Source organism: Candidatus Dormiibacterota bacterium (genome assembly GCA_036495095.1).
Taxonomy (GTDB): domain Bacteria; phylum Chloroflexota; class Dormibacteria; order Aeolococcales; family Aeolococcaceae; genus CF-96.
In genome coordinates this window covers 1-14,871 of record DASXNK010000169.1, presented here as the reverse complement: position 1 = coordinate 14,871, position 14,871 = coordinate 1, and the positions used below count along the sequence as shown (strand labels likewise).

Below are 14,871 nucleotides of genomic sequence, written 5' to 3'. Positions count from 1 at the left end.
GAGTTGGCCCTGCACCGGCGGTTTTCTGGCTTCCGCACTTGTCTCGAGACCCGGGGTCTCGGGGGCGGCCACAGTAGCGCGACTGCGCCGGACTCCGACCGGCTTGCCCGCGCGGCGAGGGGCGCACCCGATCCTACCGGAGCACGTCCCCGGTGCGCCTCCGTCGGCGCGTTCGAATTGACTGGCCGATTCGATCGCCGTGATCCGCTACCCTCCCGGCATGAGGGTGAGGAGGGGACCGGAGGTCGCCGTCATGCTGGCGGTCACCGCGCTGCTCGCCGTGCCCGGCGGCGCCGGCGCGCCCCCGGCGCCGCTCGCGGCGGTGGCCCGGCCGATGATCGTGATCGTGCCCGGCCACCCCGGCGTGCCGGGGACGCCAGGGATCCGCGGCTACGGTCCCGCCGAGCTGCGCTCCGCATATGGCCTCGACGGCACCGCGGGCCAGGGACGGCTGGTCGCCCTCGTCGACGCCTTCGACGACCCCAGCGCCGAGTCCGACCTGGCCGTCTACCGGTCGCAGTTCGGGCTGCCCCCGTGCACCACCGCCAACGGCTGCTTCCGCAAGCTCGACGCCCGCGGCGGCAGCCGCTCCCCGCGGCCCGACATCGCCTGGTCGCGCGAGATCTCGCTCGACCTCGACATGCTCTCGGCGGCCTGCCCGGACTGCCGGATCGCCCTGGTCGAGGCCGACGGCGCCGGCATCCCGGAGCTCGGTGCGGCCGTGAACACCGCCGCCTCGCTCCCCCAGGTCGCCGCCATCGGCAACAGCTACGGGGTCGCCGAGAGCGCGATGGAGACCCAGTGGGACGGCTTCTACCACCACCCCGGCATCGCGGTGACCGCGGCCTCGGGCGACGGCGGGTACGGCACCGGCTACCCGGCGGCCTCGCCCCACGTCACCGCGGTCGGGGGCACCACCCTGCGACGCGACGCCAGCTCCCGGGGCTGGTCGGAGGCGCCGTGGACCGGCGCCAGCAGCGGCTGCAGCCGCTTCGAGCCGAAGCCCTCCTGGCAGCACGACCCGGGCTGCGCCCGGCGCACCATCGCCGACGTCTCGGCGGTCGCCGATCCCGCCACCGGCGTCGCCATGTACGACAGCTACCAGGGTCCCGGCTGGGTGCTGGCGGGCGGCACCAGCGCCGCCACCGCCTTCATCGCCGGCGTGTACGCCCTCGCGGGCAACACCGTGGCCGTGGTCGGGGGCTCCTATCCGTACGCCCACACCGACCGGCTGAACCCGGTCGCCGGCGGCTACACCCCGCCCGCGGGCCTGGGCACGCCGGCGGGCACGGGGGCGTTCTGACCTCCGTCGCACGCTGCGCCCAGGGTCGAGGCTAGTGCGCCTCGGCCTCGGTCAGCCTCGCGTACTCGGCACCGTCGAGCAGCTTCGCACCGTCCTCGTCGACGTCCTCCAGGCGCATCAGCCAGCCCCCGCCGTAGGGGTCCTGGTTGACCCGCTCGGGGGCGTCGCCGAGGGCGTCGTTGACCTCGGCGACGCGACCTCCCACCGGCGAGTAGAGGTCGCTCGCGGCCTTCACCGACTCGACCACGCCGAACCGGTCGCCGGGCTTCAGGGTGGTGCCCAGCTCGGGCAGCTCGAGGAAGATGACGTCGCCGAGCTGGGCCTGGGCGAAGTCGGTGACGCCCACGCGGGCGCCGCCGTCGACAGTCTCCACCCACTCGTGGGTCGCGGTGAACCGGAAGGCGCTCAGGTCGGGCACGGCGATCGGCTCCTCGTTCGCTTCAGCGTTTGTAGAAGGCAGGGGGGACCACGGCGGCGCTCGCCACCGTCCCGCGGATGTCGACGTCGAGACGCTCGCGGCCGGCGGCGTCGGGCTCGACCAGCGCGGTGGCGATGCCGGAGCCGAGGGTGAAGGAGTAGCTGCCGCTGCTGACCTCGCCCACCTGCCGGCCGGCGTCGAGGACGGGCTGGCCGTGGCGGGCGATGCTCCGGCCCTCGAGGCGCAGCCCCACGGTGCGCCGCGGCGGACCCTGCTCGGCGATGCGCCGGAGCGCGTCGGAGCCGCAGAAGTCGCCCTTGGCGAGCTTGACCGTCCAGCCCAGCCCGGCGCTGAAGGGGTCGACGGTCTCGTCCATGTCCTGGCCGTAGAGGCGCAGCCCGGCCTCGAGCCGCAGGGTGTCGCGGGCGCCGAGGCCCGCGGGCAGCAGGCCGAGGTCGCGGCCGGCGTCGAGGAGCGCGTCCCAGAGCTCGCCGGCGTGGGTGGCGTCGATGTAGATCTCGACCCCGTCCTCGCCGGTGTACCCGGTGCGCGACACCACCGAGGTGTCGCTGTCGATGCCGGCGACCCGGCTGCCGGTGGAGTGGAAGGGCCGCAGCGAGGCCACCTCCGCCTCGCAGAGCGGAGCTACGATGTCGAGGGCGCGCGGACCCTGCACCGCGATCAGCGCGAGCTCGTCGCTGAGGTCGGCGAGCTCGGTGTCGGGGCCGAGGTGGTCGCGCATCCAGGCCACGTCCTTGTGGCGGGTGCCGGCGTTGACCACCACCATGAATCCCCGGTCGCGGAGCTCGCGGTAGACGATGACGTCGTCGACGATGCCCCCCTCCTCGGTGCACATCACCCCGTAGAGGGCGGCGCCCGGCGCCAGCCGCGACACGTCGTTGGCGACCAGGCGCTGCACCGACGCCTCGGCCCCGGGGCCGGTGATCAGCACCTCGCCCATGTGGGAGATGTCGAAGACGCCGGCGCGCCCGCGGACGGCGAGGTGCTCGTCGCGGATCCCGCCGTACTGCAGCGGCATCTCGTAGCCACCGAACTCGACCATGCGCGCTCCCAGGGCGACATGGCGGTCGAAGAGGGCGGTGCGCTGCGCCATGGCCGCTGGTTATAGCAGCACCTGCCGGTGGCTACACTCGGCGCCAGGGGAAGGGCTGCCGGCGACGAGGCGGCCGATGGCTGGGGGGAGGCCCGCCGATCATCCAGCGCCTCCGCGCTGAGAGGAGGAGACATGGGGTCCGCGCTCAGGCTGCTGCTGGCGGCGCTGTTGCTGCTGGCGGCCTGTGGCGGAGGCGCACCCTCGGCGACCTCGCCCACCGGCGACGCCAGGGACCCCGCCAACCAGGGCGGCACGATGACCGTCGGCGTGGTCCAGGAGCCCACCTCCTTCCTCGCCGCCGGGATCGTCGACAGCATGCTCTTCTCGGTCGCCGTCGACGCCCCGATCGCCGAGGGCCTGCTCTGGTACCGGCCGCTGGAGGAGACCGCGAACGCGCGCAGCCTCGCCGACTTCTGGCGCCCGATGCTCGCCACCGAGGTGCCCACCACCGCCAACGGCGACGTGCGCACCTCGGGTTGCCCGGCGGTCGGCGCCGGCGGCGCCCGGATGGTCCCGGCGATGTGCGTCACCTGGAAGCTCCGCAACGACGTGCTCTGGCACGACGGCAGCCGCTTCGGCGCCCACGACGTCTGCGCCACCATCCAGTTCTTCTGGCTCCGCTACCGGGACCGGAACCCCACCGCGGTGCTCAGCACCGCCGGTCCCGACCAGGTCGTCGACTGCCGCGAGGACACCGCCACCCAGGCGACGCTCAGCTTCAAGACCCAGTACGGGGCCTACCTGTCGCTGGGCTCGGGGGTCTACGGGATCATGCCGGCGACGCAGCTGGAGAACGCGTTCCGGGGCAACACCGACCTCGAGAAGACGCCGCAGACCGTCGACCTGACCAGGGGGACGGGCGCGCCCGACGCCTACCGCGGCACCGACACCCTCGACCGGATCATCGTCGGCACCGGGCCCTACGTCCTCGAGAGGTACGAGCCCGCCAGGTCGATCACCCTGGTGCGCAACCGCCGCTACTGGGACCGCAGGCATCAGCCCCACCTCGACCGGGTGATCTTCAAGTTCGTCTCCGACGTGAAGTCGCAGCTCGACCAGGCCCGCGCCGGCGAGATCGACTTCGGCATGGACTACCGGCTCGCCCTCCTCCGCGACCTCCAGGACGCCGTCAGGCAGGGGAGGCTGGCGGTGCAGACGATCCCCGAGTCCGGGGCGGAGAAGATCGACGTCAACATGTGCGCCGCGGCCCGGGGGCTGTGCGGGCCGCAGGCACGGGTCAACCCGGTGACCGCGGACCTGCGGGTGCGCCAGGCGATGCTGCGGGCGATCGACCGGGAGCAGATCGTCAGGACCATCGCCCAGGGTCAGACGGTGGTGCCGCAGGACTCGTGGATCTACCTCGGCGAGGAGTTCATCCGCGACCCGTCGATCCCGACCACGGGGTACGACCCGGCGGCGGCCCGGCGCCTCCTCGACGAGGCCGGCTACCGGCTCAGCCCCGCCTGCCACGACGGCCGCGGCCGCGCCGACGCGGCCGGTCACTGCATCGACCTCGACTTCGTCACCACCTCCGGCAACACCGCCCGGCAGCAGGCCCAGGTGGCGGTGCAGTCCGACCTCGAGAAGGTGGGCATCTTCACCAACCTCAGCACCCTGAAGGCGGGCCGGCTCTTCGGCTCCTTCAGCGACGGCAGTGTGCTCTACAGCCACCAGTTCGACCTGGCGATGTACGGCTACACCGGCTCGCCCGAGCCCGACGGCTGGTACTCCGTGTACCACTCCGACTGCCGCGGCGCCTGCCCCGCCGAGAGCCAGGTGCCCTCGGCCGCGAACCGCGGTCAGGGCCAGGACGCCACCGGTGAGGACAACCCCGAGGTCGACCGCGGCTTCGACGAGGGGCGGTCCAGCGTCGACCTGGCGCGGCGGGCGCTCGCCTACCGGCAGGTGGAGCGCCAGCTCGCCCACGACCTCCCCGAGCTGCCGCTGTACCAGCAGGTGGTGGTGAACAGCCACACCGTGCGCCTCCACGGGCTGCAGCGGAACGACCGGGTGTGGACCTTCAACATGTACGACTGGTACTGCACCGGTGGGCGGTGCCAGGGGTGAGCGGCACCGGCGTCGAGAGCCGGCCGGAGGCGGGTGCGGACGCGGGGCGCGAGCTCAGTCCGTGGGACTGGACCGACGTGCTGCTCAGCCTCCCCATCGCCGTCGTGCTGGTCGGGGCGATCACCCTCGGTCTCGCCGCTGTGACCCTCCCGCTGCTGCCGCAGCACGACCCGGAGCTGCGCACCGCGATCAGCAGGTTCCTGTCCAGCCTCTCGCTGTACGCGGGCGTGGTCGGCGCGGTGCTGCTGCTGGTGACCGGGCGCCGCCGGGCGCCGCTGAGCACCCTGGGGTGGCGGCCGGTGTCGACCCGCTGGCTGCTCCTCGCCCTCCCCCTCGCGCTGGCGGCGTACGTGCTGGTGGTGCTCGCCGGAGTGGTCGGCAGCCAGCTCTTCCCCCAGGCCCACAACGGCCAGCCGCAGGCGGTCCGCGACGCCTTCGGCCACTACCGGCTGCTCGCCGTGGTCGCGGTCTCGGTGATCGCCCCGGTGGCCGAGGAGACCTTCTTCCGCGGGTTCCTCTACGGATGGCTGCGCCGCCGGGTGCCGCTCTGGGCGGCGGTGACGCTGAGCGCGCTGGTGTTCTCCGCCGCCCACGCCGAGCTGGCGCTGCTGATCCCGATCTTCGTGCTCGGCTGCCTCCTCGCACTGGTCTACGAGCGCAGCGGAAGCCTGCTTCCCGGCATGATCATCCACGCCGTCTTCAACGTGATCGGCGTGTCTCTCATCTTCGCGTCCGGGCGCTGACCGTTGCCACTAAGGACGACCTGCCGCTAGTGGGGACCGCGTAGCATTCCGCCCCATGGCTATCACCCTCGGACCCGGCGACGGGAGCATCAAGGTCTACACCAAGCGCGAGGGCATGGCGGCCCGGGTGGGGCACGACCTCACCCTGGAGCCCACCTCGTGGAGCGCCGAGGTCAATCTCGACCCCGACGACATCACACGGTCGAGCGTCACCGCAACCGTGGACGGCCATTCCCTCGAGGTCGTCGAGGGACACGGTGGGGCGACCCCGCTCAGCGACAAGGACCGCGCCGACATCAAGAAGAACATCGCCCAGAAGATCCTCCCCAACGGGAGCATCAGCTTCACGTCGACCTCGATCGAGAGCTCGGGGGACGGGAGGTTCACGGTCAGCGGCGATCTCACCATCAACGGGACCACCCGGCCGGTGCGCATCGAGCTCGGCCAGGACGGTGACCGGGTCTCTGGCCGGCTGAGCCTCCGCCAGACCGACTTCGGCATCAAGCCGTTCAGCGCGATGCTCGGCGCCCTCAAGGTCGCCGACGCCATCGAGGTGGCCGTCGAGGCCAGGCTGCCCACCGGCTGACCGGCGCGATCCCACCATCGGCGCCGACCGGGCGGCGCGTGCACGGGCAGATAATGGCGCTCATGCCGGAACCGACCAGCCAGCCGCGGCCGGCGTCGAGCGCCCTCGCCGCACGCTTCTGCCCGCGCTGCGCAACCGAGCTGGCGGAGCGCGAGGTCGAGGGGAAGCTGCTCCCGGCCTGCGGCGCCTGCGACTTCATCGCGTTCCGGGACCCCAAGGTGGTGGCGGTGGCGGTGCTCAGCGACGGGCCGGAGGCGCTCTGGCTGATCCGGCGCGGCATCGAGCCGCGGCGCGGGGAGTGGGCGCTGCCGGGCGGATACGTCGACTACGACGAGCACCCCCGCGCCGCCGCCGCCCGCGAGTGCCACGAGGAGATCGGCTGCGAGGTGGAGATCGACCGGCTGGTCGGCGTCCACCACGCCAACCTGGTCACCGCCGGGGTGGTGATCGTCGCCTACGCCGGCCGCATCGTCGCGGGTACCCCCCGGGCCTGCCCGGAGGAGGTGCTGGAGGTCCGGCGCTTCGCCGTCGCCGCCCTCCCCCCGCTCGCCTTCGCCACCCACGGCGCGATCGTCGGGGAGTGGCAGCGCGGCGCCGAGGTCGCCCCCGCTCCGTGAGCGCTGCGCGGCGCTGCTCCCTCGCCCTCGCCCTGCTCGGCATCGGGCTGCTCGCGCTCGTGCTCAGCCCGGCGGCGCGCCCCTCCTCCGGTCCCGGGGTGGCCCATGCGGCGGTGGCGCGCACCGAGGTGGTCGCCGAGAAGACCACCAGGACCCACACCACCCACACCCACTCGACCACCAGCGATCGGTTCGCCTGCCCCAGCCGCCTGATCGAGATCTTCCCGATCGACTGCGGGGCGCCCACCGACACCCCCCGGGCGGGGCCCACGTTCAGCTTCACCAACTCCGCGGGACAGGTGAGCATCCCTCCCACCGCGACCCCGCGGCCGGCGCCCACCGCCACCGCCACCCCGCTCGACACCCCATTCCCGGCGGACATCCCGAACGGCGACACGGGGGCCTCGACGGTCACCTCGACGAGCGGCTCGGCGACGCTCCCCGCCAGCGGCGGGGGCGGGGGCGGCTCGGGCCGGGGCGTGGGGATCCCGCTGGTGGCCGGGCTGGTGGTCCTGGTGCTGCTCGGCGGCAGCGCCGGGATGGCGGTGCTGCGGCTGCGCTGAGCCGCCCGGGTGTGGCGGTCGCCGTGATCGGCTCGTGACCGCTCCTCCATCGAAGCCTCGGCGGGGCCGCCGTACCGTCCCCCCGGCATGCTCCAGGACCCTCGGCCGTGAGCCCGCTCCTCGCCCCGCACCCCGCCGGGACCGCTCCGGTGCCCTCCACGGGGGGCGACGCCCTCCTCGAGATCCCCGACAGGCGTCCCACGGCGTGGGCGCCTCCCGCCGCCGCGGACACGCTCGTGCCCGGTCTCTGGGCCCGGGTGCGCGCCCCACTGCCGCTCGGTGGGATGTGCCGCGAGGCCCCCTGCGCGCTGCTCGGGGCGATCCTCCTCCTCGGCATCTTCCTGCTCGACGGCCGGTTCGCCTCGCGGGGGACGGTCATGTCCCTGGCGGTGCTGCCGGTGCTCGCCGCCACCCGGCTGCTGCCCCGCCGCCTGCTGCTGCCGCTGGTGGCGCTGGGGGTCGCCCTCGACCTGGCCGGTCCGGCCGTCCACGGCGAGACCCCGCTCACCGCGACCGTCCAGGCCTCCGTGCTGCTGGCGATCTCCGCGGTCGGTCGCGGCGCCACCGTCTCCTGGCTGCGCCTCTCCGACAGCGAGCGCCGCGGCCGCGACCTCGCCACCGAGCACCGCCGAACCATGGAGCTGGAGGAGTCGAAGTCGGACTTCCTGCGGCTCGCCTCCCACGAGGTGCGGGCCCCCCTCACCGTGCTGCTCGGCTACATCGGGCTGCTCGAGGACGGGATGTTCGGAGAGCTCTCGGCGGCGGCGCGCAGCCAGGTGCTGCCGGTGCTGCGCACCAAGGTCGACGAGCTGGTGGGGCTGTCCGAGGCGATGCTCCAGGCGGCGCGCCTCGACGACGGCCGGCTCGAGCTCGACGACCAGCTGGTCGACGTCCGCGACCTCGTCCGCCAGGCGGGGGCGCGGGTCGAGCCGATGCTCGGTCCCCGCCACCGGCTCGGGGTCGAGTGCCCGCCGGCGCCGGTGCAGGTGCGCGGCGACAGCCTCCGGCTGCTCACCGTCCTGTTCAATCTTCTTGCCAATGCGGTCAAATACTCACCGGACGGCGGAGAGGTGCGCTGCACGGTGCGCAGCGGTCAGGGGGTGGCGGTGGTCACGGTCAGCGACCAGGGCATCGGCATCCACGCCGAGGACCTGCCCCGGCTCTTCACCCGGTTCACGCGGGTGGGGCGCGGCACCGACTCCGAGATCCCCGGCACCGGGCTGGGGCTGTACATCGCGCGCCAGCTCGCTCGCAAGCACGGCGGGGACATCATCGTCGCCTCGAAGCGCGGGGTGGGCAGCTCGTTCACGGTGACCCTGCCCCTGGCCGGCTGATCCGGCGCTCCGCTACCCTGGCCCGCCGTGAGCAGCCGGTGCGGCCGACGGCGGGCCTGCAGGCAGGGCGAGAGGGGGGTCCGTGCCGCCTGCGCGATCATCGTCCTGCTGCTGCTGGCCCTCGTCGCCGGCACCGGGGTGGTGAGCTGGCAGGCGACCGCCGCCCCCGACCTCGGCGCCGCGCCGCGCGGCCCCGACGACGGCCACACCCGCCTGGAGATCGCCACCGCGATGGGGCACCGGGCGGCGGCGGGGCTGCTGCTCAGCCCCCACACCGAGGTGACGCTCAGCGAGCACGACCTCACCACCGTCCTCCGGTCGAGCAACCCCGCCCCCCAGCAGTTCCAGAATCCCGAGGCGCGGGTGCGCGACGGGCTGGTGGTGATCGACGTCCGCACCACCCTCGGGCTGGTGAGCATCACCGCGGTGGGCCGGGTGGCGCTGAGCCTGGTGTGCCCCGCCGACGGCACCCCCGACATCGGCGCCGACGTGCGCGACATGACCGCCGGGCGGATGCCGCTGCCCGGCTGGGCGGTGTCGCAGATCCGCGACCGGATCAGCCGGGACGTCGACCTCCACGCCCTGCTCGCCGATGCCCAGCTGGACCCGATCCGCCCCTACCTCGACTCGGTGAAGGTCACCGGCGACGGCGTCGCCCTCGGCTTCCACCGTCCCGGGCTGCTCCAGCCCGCCAACGCCTGCGGGTAGCAGGGGGAGGCCCCCGACACGGGACATCCGCGGCATCCCACCGTCCGGCAACGGACGGGTCACGGGGAGTCGAGGGACCCGCCCGGAGGCTGCGGGGCGTGGTACCACTTGCACCGACACCGCAACTGGAGGCCCTCCGTGCTCCGCCGCCGCATCCTCATCGTGGACGACGACCCCCGCCTCCTTCACGTCGTCTCGATGTACCTGACCATCGAGGGCTACGAGGTGGACGCCGAGCTCGACGGGGCCGAGGGCCTGCGCAGCCTCGAGCGCGCCCGTCCCGACCTGGTGATCCTCGACATCATGATGCCCGGTATCGACGGCCTCGAGGTCTGCCGGCGGATCAAGAGCGACCCGCGGACGCGCTCCATCCCGGTCCTGATGTTCACCGCGCTGAGCGGCGACGACGACGTCGAGAGCGGTCGCGCCGCCGGCGCCGACCGGTTCATCAACAAGCCGTTCAGCCTCGTCGGCCTGGCCACGGTGATCCGCTCGTACCTCGCCGAGGGATCGACCCTCCCGGTCTGACCCGGCGGCGGCTCATCCGGCCGGGCCGGTATCGATCCTCCAGTCGCCGTTCACCTTCTTGAGCCGGATGTCCTTGTTGACCCCGGTGAACTTGACGGTGACGGTGGCGGTGTCGCCGCTGACGGTGACCCCGGAGAGCACGGCGCTGCGATAGATCGCCTTCTCGTCGTCCTTGAGGGTGGCCGCCTCCTGCTTGAAGGCGGTGGCGCAGTCGCTGGTCTTGGTCTGGGCCTTGACCCGGTCGACGAAGACCTTGGCGGCGTCGGGGGTGAGCAGGCCGCAGGCGGCGGTGCCGTTGTCGTCGAGCACCGCCTGGATGTAGTTGCGCACCGAGTCCTTGATCTTGTCGCTGTCGGAGGCGCCGCAGCCGCTCAGGCAGGTCGAGGCGGCGACGGTGGCGAGGGCGAGCGCCCAGCGGCGCGGGCGCGGACGGGGAATCGGGAGCATCGGCGGGGATGTTCCCACCTGCCGCGGTGCTCGTGCATCAACCGGCGCGATCACCGCCGTGTGAGACCATCCCGGACATGCCCAGCAGAGAGTGGGACGCCGCCACCTACGACCGGGTCTCCGAACCCCAGCTGCGCTGGGGCGTGGCCGTGCTCGAGCGCCTCGAGCTGGCCGGGGACGAGCGCGTCCTCGACGCCGGCTGCGGCAGCGGCCGGGTCACCGAGCGGCTGCTCGAGCGCCTGCCCGAGGGCACCGTGGTCGCGCTCGACGGCTCCGAGGCGATGCTCGCCGAGGCGGCACGGCGGCTGGCGCCCCACGGCTCCCGGGTGGAGCTGGTCCACGCCGACCTGGGCCGCCCGCTGCCCCTGACCACGCCGGTGGACGCGATCCTCTCCACCGCCGTCTTCCACTGGGTGGCCGACCACGACGCCCTCTTCCGCCACCTCGCCGCGGTGCTGCGGCCCGGCGGCCGGCTGGTGGCGCAGTGCGGTGGCGCCGGCAACGTCGCCTCGGTGCTGCGCGCCGCCCGCGCGGCCGGTGACGGCTGCGAGGGGCAGCAGCACTTCGCCACCGCCGAGGCCACCCGGCAGCGCCTCGAGGCGGCCGGCTTCGTCGAGGTCGAGGCCTGGCTCCACGAGGAGCCGACCGCCTTCGCGGCGGGCGAGGAGCTCACCACCTTCCTGCGCACCGTCATCCTCGGCGCCCACCTGGAGCGGATGCCCCCGGAGCGGCACGGCGCCTTCGTCGACGCGGTCGCCGCCAGCCTGGGCCCGAACCCGGTGGTCGACTACGTCCGGCTCAACATCCTCGCCACCCGGGGGGACGCCCCGGGATGAGCGAGCCGCGCCTCAGCCACCTCGACGACCACGCCATCGCGCGCATGGTCGACGTCTCCGCCAAGGCGGAGAGCGAGCGGGTGGCGGTGGCCGAGGGCCGGGTGCGCTGCGACGCCGCCACCCTGCGCCTGGTCGAGACCGGGCTGGCGGCCAAGGGCGACGTCCTCGGCGTGGCCCGGGTCGCCGGGGTGCTGGCGGCCAAGCGCACCGCCGAGCTCATCCCCCTCTGCCACCCCCTGCCGCTGACCCACGTCGACGTCGACCTGGTCTGTGACGCCTCCCTCCCCGGGGTGCGCATCCGCGCCACCGCGCGGACCGTGGGCCGCACCGGCGTGGAGATGGAGGCGCTCACCGCCGTCGCCGTCGCCGGGCTCACGGTCATCGACATGATCAAGAGCACCGACCGCTGGGCCGCCCTCGAGGGCGTGGGCATGGTGGCCAAGCAGGGCGGGCGGAGCGGCAGCGTGGCCCGGCCGCCGGAGCGGGACCTCGAGCGGCCGGCCGGCGACTAGCCGTTCTTCTTCGGGGCCTGGTGGCAGGGGCGTTCGCCGGCGAGCAGCCGCAGCGCGTGGGGGAGCGCCTCCCAGACCGCGTCGAGGCACTCGGCCACCGCCCTCGGGCTGCCGGGGAGGCAGAGCACCAGGCAGCTCCCGCGGACGCCGACCAGCTGCCGGGAGAGCATCGCGTGGGGCGTCGACGCCAGCCCGCGCAGCCGCATCGCCTCCGCCATCCCCGGCACCTCGTAGTCGAGCAGGGGTCCGACGCTCTGGGGGGTGACGTCGCGGGGGCCCACCCCGGTGCCCCCGGTGATCACCAGCAGACCGGCGGTGGCGGTGGCCTCGACCACCGCGGTGCGGATCGCGTCCGGCTCGTCGGGGACGATGGCCCGGCTCACCAGGGTCGCGGGCAGCCCCTCGAGGCGGGTGGTGATGACGTCGCCGCTGGTGTCGGCCCGCTCGCCGCGCGCACCGGCGTCGCTCACGGTGAGCACGGCGGCAGGGACCGGGACTGCGGCGGGCATGTCCGCCGAGCCTACAGGAGGAGACTAGGCCGCGGGCTCGGCGACCCGGGTGGAGGGGTGCGGGCTCTGGGGGCCACGGTCGCCGCCGTCGAAGTCGTCGCCCCGCTCGGTGGCCTTGCGCGCCAGCAGCCGTCCCTGGATCTCGTAGAGCCGGTCCATGAGGTGGACGATGGTCACCCGGCTGCGGAGCTCCTGGCGCACCTCGGGGGGCAGGACGGCGGTGAGCTGCATCAGCCGCGCCTCGTAGGACGGCGGAACGCGCTTGCGGTCCGTCAGATGCAGCTCCTCGAGGTCGGCGATCAGGCCATCGATGAGGCGGATGGGCTCGGCCATCCGTCGACGCTCGGCATCGCTCCTCCAGCGGTGCCGGATTCCCGCCAGGATCTGCTCGTTCGTCTCTCGCAGCACACTCATTCCCGTTCTTCCATACGTCACGGGCCAGCTGAAGGTTGCGTCCCTTCCCTTGTCCCCCTCGAATCCGCCCCTTCGGAGGGGATGGTCACGGTCCGGACCATCTACTAGCGCTACGCTAGCGGTGCGACGACCGGACGGGTATACCCCTTCCGGGGGAGACACGGATTTCGGGAGTGTGGGATGCGGCCCCAGCGGGACGGGCAGTGCGCGCCGGTCGAGGGCCCGTCCGGCGCGTCCGAGTGGGCCGAGCCGCCACCTCCGGCGGGCTTCCCGGGGGGGCTCGGCGCCGCCGCGGCGGGCCGGGTGTTCCGCGCCGCCCGCTCGGTGAACGCGGTCATCGCCGCGCCTCCGGAGCGGCGCAGCGTCCACGCCTTCCGGCAGCGTCCGCTGGTGTACGGGGCGATGGCCGCCTACGCGGTCGCCTCGATCGGGCTGATGGCCACCCGCCAGGTCGGGCTCACCTCCGAGCACGCGCTGCTCCTCGTGCTGGTGGGGTTCGCGGTGCTCGGCCGGGCCCGCCCGTTCGTCTGGGACTGGCTGCCGTTCCTCTTCGTCGCGGTGATGTTCGAGGACCTCACCGGGGTCGGCGCCAAGATCGCCGGCAGCGTCCACGTGCTCGCCCCCATCGTCCTCGAGAAGAGCCTGTTCGGCGGCGTGGTCTGGACCTGGTGGCTGCAGCAGCACATCGGCGTCGGCGAGTTCGGGCGGTTCCTCGGCGTGGTGCTCGCCGGCGAGTATCTCTTCCACTTCGCCGCGCCGCTGGTGGCCGGCCTGTGGCTCTGGATCTGGCACCGCGACCGCTTCGGAACCTTCGTCGGCGCCTACGTCATGGTGATGGCGGCCGGCTTCCTCGTCTACCTCCTCTATCCCGAGATGCCGCCCTGGCTGGCGGCGCAGAACGGCGACCTCCCCCCGGTGCACCGCATCGTGGTCGAGACCCTGGAGAAGCTGGGCAGCTTCGGCACCCTCTACGCCGGTGCCGACCCCGAGCCCAACGCCGCGATGCCCTCGCTCCACGTCTCGGTGCCGATGGTCATCGCCTGCGCCATCGTCGCCGTCCGCGGGGTGCGCCGGCCCTCGTCCTGGCTGTGGATGCTCTACCCGGCGACGATCTCCTTCGGGGTCATCTACCTCGGCGAGCACTACGTCGCCGACGTGGTCGTCGGCATCGCCCTCGGGGTGGTCTGCTACGCCGCCGCCGAGCTCGGCTACCAGAGCGGCCGCGGCCGTGGCCGCCGCCCGCTGACCGTGCCCGTGGGGGCGCCGCACCACCAGGGGGGGCTGCGGTGAACCTCGCCGGCATCCTCGAGTGGTCGGCGCGGCTGGCCGGCTGCGACGCGGTGCCCGCCGACTCGCAGGTGTACGTCGAGGCGCCCGGGGACGTCCGCCGGGTGCTGTTCGGCATCGACATCAGCGTCGGCGAGCTCGTCTACGCGCGCGACGCCGGCTACGACGCGGTGATCGCCCACCATCCCGCCGGCGACCATGCCCGCATGGACTTCGGCAGGGTGGTGCTCCGCCAGGTCGAGCAGATGGCCGCCGAGGGCATCCCCCGCGAGGTCGCGGAGGCGGCGATCGCGGAGCGGCTGGGCCCGTCGCACCGCGCCGCCCACATGAGCAACCACGACGCCGTGGTCGGCACCGCCCGGCTGATCGGCCTGCCCTTCTGCAACGTCCACCTCGCCTGCGACATCATCGGCCGCGAGGCGATCGTCGAGATGCTGCGCCGCCGCAACGGCGCCGGCAGCCCGGTGGGCGAGGTCCTGGGTTGGTTCGACGAGTTCCCGGAGATGGAGGCGGCGCTGACCCGCCCCGAGCAGTGGGTGGGTGGACCGGAGTCGCCGCTGGGACGGTGGACGGTGGCGATGGCGGGCGGCACCAACGGCGGCTACCACGTGTTCCGCGAGTACTGGCGGCACGGGGTGGACACCGTGTTCGCGATGCACTGCGCCGAGGGCGACGTCCAGAGGCTGCGCGCCGAGGCCGAGCCGGGCAAGAGCCTGGTGGTCACCGGCCACATGGCAACCGACAGCATCGGCATCAACCGGGTCATCGCCGGTCTCGAGGAGATGGGCATCGAGGTCACGCGCACCAGCGGCATCGTGGCTCCCTGAGTGGGCGGCCGCCGGCTGGTCGCCGTCCTCCTCCTCGCCCTCCTGCTGCTGGCGGCGT

Annotated in this window: 18 protein-coding genes and 1 riboswitch; of the genes, 13 read left to right on the top strand and 5 right to left on the bottom strand. The window is 73.7% G+C overall.

Translation table 11 applies throughout. The features are described from left to right. Positions 1-19: 19 nt before the first annotated feature. Positions 20-108, bottom strand: a riboswitch (cobalamin riboswitch). A 112-nt stretch (positions 109-220) separates the two neighbouring features. After that, positions 221-1,303, top strand: coding sequence for a peptidase S8 (locus VGL20_17180; GenBank protein ID HEY2705419.1), 1,083 nt, complete (start codon positions 221-223; stop codon positions 1,301-1,303). A gap of 31 nt (positions 1,304-1,334) precedes the next feature. Here the strand turns inward: VGL20_17180 and gcvH are convergent, their stop codons facing one another. Both gcvH and gcvT read right to left on the bottom strand, forming a co-directional pair. Beyond that, on the bottom strand, positions 1,335-1,721 hold the full coding sequence (gene gcvH, locus VGL20_17175; GenBank protein HEY2705418.1) for a glycine cleavage system protein GcvH: 387 nt from the start codon (positions 1,719-1,721) through the stop codon (positions 1,335-1,337). A 22-nt stretch (positions 1,722-1,743) separates the two neighbouring features. Beyond that, positions 1,744-2,835 carry a glycine cleavage system aminomethyltransferase GcvT gene (gene gcvT / locus VGL20_17170; protein ID HEY2705417.1) on the bottom strand — a complete coding sequence of 364 codons (1,092 nt, stop codon included), beginning with the start codon at positions 2,833-2,835 and terminating at the stop codon, positions 1,744-1,746. Positions 2,836-2,967: 132 nt separating this feature from the next. Between gcvT and VGL20_17165 the strand changes: the two genes are divergently transcribed. The 8 genes from VGL20_17165 (at position 2,968) to VGL20_17130 (ending at position 9,981) form a co-directional block, all read left to right on the top strand. Next, positions 2,968-4,902: a peptide ABC transporter substrate-binding protein gene (locus tag VGL20_17165; GenBank protein ID HEY2705416.1), complete on the top strand. Its 1,935-nt coding sequence runs from the start codon at positions 2,968-2,970 to the stop codon at positions 4,900-4,902. Continuing rightward, a complete protein-coding gene (locus VGL20_17160; GenBank protein ID HEY2705415.1) occupies positions 4,899-5,645 on the top strand; it encodes a CPBP family intramembrane glutamic endopeptidase in 747 nt (248 codons plus the stop codon). Before VGL20_17165 ends, VGL20_17160 begins: the two co-directional genes overlap by 4 nt. Positions 5,646-5,700: 55 nt before the next feature. Next, complete coding sequence (locus tag VGL20_17155; protein ID HEY2705414.1) at positions 5,701-6,231, top strand: YceI family protein; 531 nt, start codon at positions 5,701-5,703, stop codon at positions 6,229-6,231. A gap of 62 nt (positions 6,232-6,293) precedes the next feature. Next, a complete protein-coding gene (locus tag VGL20_17150; GenBank protein HEY2705413.1) occupies positions 6,294-6,848 on the top strand; it encodes an NUDIX domain-containing protein in 555 nt (184 codons plus the stop codon). After that, positions 6,845-7,411, top strand: a complete 567-nt coding sequence (locus tag VGL20_17145; GenBank protein ID HEY2705412.1) for a hypothetical protein — start codon at positions 6,845-6,847, stop codon at positions 7,409-7,411. The genes VGL20_17150 and VGL20_17145 overlap by 4 nt, the downstream gene beginning before the upstream one ends. A 107-nt stretch (positions 7,412-7,518) precedes the next feature. Continuing rightward, on the top strand, positions 7,519-8,745 hold the full coding sequence (locus tag VGL20_17140; protein HEY2705411.1) for a HAMP domain-containing sensor histidine kinase: 1,227 nt from the start codon (positions 7,519-7,521) through the stop codon (positions 8,743-8,745). A gap of 27 nt (positions 8,746-8,772) precedes the next feature. Beyond that, positions 8,773-9,453, top strand: coding sequence for a hypothetical protein (locus tag VGL20_17135; GenBank protein ID HEY2705410.1), 681 nt, complete (start codon positions 8,773-8,775; stop codon positions 9,451-9,453). A gap of 138 nt (positions 9,454-9,591) precedes the next feature. Further along, positions 9,592-9,981, top strand: coding sequence for a response regulator (locus VGL20_17130; protein HEY2705409.1), 390 nt, complete (start codon positions 9,592-9,594; stop codon positions 9,979-9,981). A gap of 12 nt (positions 9,982-9,993) precedes the next feature. Here VGL20_17130 and VGL20_17125 read toward each other — a convergent pair whose 3' ends face one another. Further along, the gene (locus VGL20_17125) at positions 9,994-10,428 is read right to left on the bottom strand and encodes a nuclear transport factor 2 family protein (protein HEY2705408.1); all 435 of its coding nucleotides are present in this window, start codon (positions 10,426-10,428) and stop codon (positions 9,994-9,996) included. A gap of 77 nt (positions 10,429-10,505) precedes the next feature. Here VGL20_17125 and VGL20_17120 point away from each other — a divergent pair, with 77 nt between their 5' ends. Further along, the gene (locus tag VGL20_17120) at positions 10,506-11,264 is read left to right on the top strand and encodes a methyltransferase domain-containing protein (GenBank protein HEY2705407.1); all 759 of its coding nucleotides are present in this window, start codon (positions 10,506-10,508) and stop codon (positions 11,262-11,264) included. Then, positions 11,261-11,776 carry a cyclic pyranopterin monophosphate synthase MoaC gene (gene moaC, locus VGL20_17115; protein HEY2705406.1) on the top strand — a complete coding sequence of 172 codons (516 nt, stop codon included), beginning with the start codon at positions 11,261-11,263 and terminating at the stop codon, positions 11,774-11,776. Before VGL20_17120 ends, moaC begins: the two co-directional genes overlap by 4 nt. Here the strand turns inward: moaC and VGL20_17110 are convergent. Beyond that, a complete protein-coding gene (locus VGL20_17110) occupies positions 11,773-12,285 on the bottom strand; it encodes a MogA/MoaB family molybdenum cofactor biosynthesis protein (protein ID HEY2705405.1) in 513 nt (170 codons plus the stop codon). The genes moaC and VGL20_17110 overlap by 4 nt on opposite strands. Before the next feature lie 24 nt (positions 12,286-12,309). Further along, positions 12,310-12,618: a hypothetical protein gene (locus VGL20_17105; GenBank protein ID HEY2705404.1), complete on the bottom strand. Its 309-nt coding sequence runs from the start codon at positions 12,616-12,618 to the stop codon at positions 12,310-12,312. A 261-nt stretch (positions 12,619-12,879) separates the two neighbouring features. Between VGL20_17105 and VGL20_17100 the strand changes: the two genes are divergently transcribed. Both VGL20_17100 and VGL20_17095 read left to right on the top strand, forming a co-directional pair. Then, a complete protein-coding gene (locus tag VGL20_17100; protein ID HEY2705403.1) occupies positions 12,880-13,989 on the top strand; it encodes a phosphatase PAP2 family protein in 1,110 nt (369 codons plus the stop codon). Next, positions 13,986-14,813 (top strand): hypothetical protein, encoded by an 828-nt coding sequence (locus VGL20_17095; protein HEY2705402.1) that lies wholly within the window; start codon positions 13,986-13,988, stop codon positions 14,811-14,813. Before VGL20_17100 ends, VGL20_17095 begins: the two co-directional genes overlap by 4 nt. Positions 14,814-14,871 lie beyond the last annotated feature (58 nt).

Bases quoted from the DNA above. Each gene is read 5' to 3' on its own strand.
- VGL20_17100 (HEY2705403.1), top strand. From the start codon at position 12,880: ATGCGGCCCCAGCGGGACGGGCAGTGCGCGCCGGTCGAGGGCCCGTCC.
- moaC (HEY2705406.1), top strand. From the start codon at position 11,261: ATGAGCGAGCCGCGCCTCAGCCACCTCGACGACCACGCCATCGCGCGC.
- VGL20_17105 (HEY2705404.1), bottom strand. From the start codon at position 12,618: ATGGCCGAGCCCATCCGCCTCATCGATGGCCTGATCGCCGACCTCGAG.
- VGL20_17165 (HEY2705416.1), top strand. From the start codon at position 2,968: ATGGGGTCCGCGCTCAGGCTGCTGCTGGCGGCGCTGTTGCTGCTGGCG.
- gcvT (HEY2705417.1), bottom strand. From the start codon at position 2,835: ATGGCGCAGCGCACCGCCCTCTTCGACCGCCATGTCGCCCTGGGAGCG.
- VGL20_17120 (HEY2705407.1), top strand. From the start codon at position 10,506: ATGCCCAGCAGAGAGTGGGACGCCGCCACCTACGACCGGGTCTCCGAA.
- VGL20_17180 (HEY2705419.1), top strand. From the start codon at position 221: ATGAGGGTGAGGAGGGGACCGGAGGTCGCCGTCATGCTGGCGGTCACC.
- VGL20_17155 (HEY2705414.1), top strand. From the start codon at position 5,701: ATGGCTATCACCCTCGGACCCGGCGACGGGAGCATCAAGGTCTACACC.
- VGL20_17150 (HEY2705413.1), top strand. From the start codon at position 6,294: ATGCCGGAACCGACCAGCCAGCCGCGGCCGGCGTCGAGCGCCCTCGCC.
- VGL20_17125 (HEY2705408.1), bottom strand. From the start codon at position 10,428: ATGCTCCCGATTCCCCGTCCGCGCCCGCGCCGCTGGGCGCTCGCCCTC.
- VGL20_17110 (HEY2705405.1), bottom strand. From the start codon at position 12,285: ATGCCCGCCGCAGTCCCGGTCCCTGCCGCCGTGCTCACCGTGAGCGAC.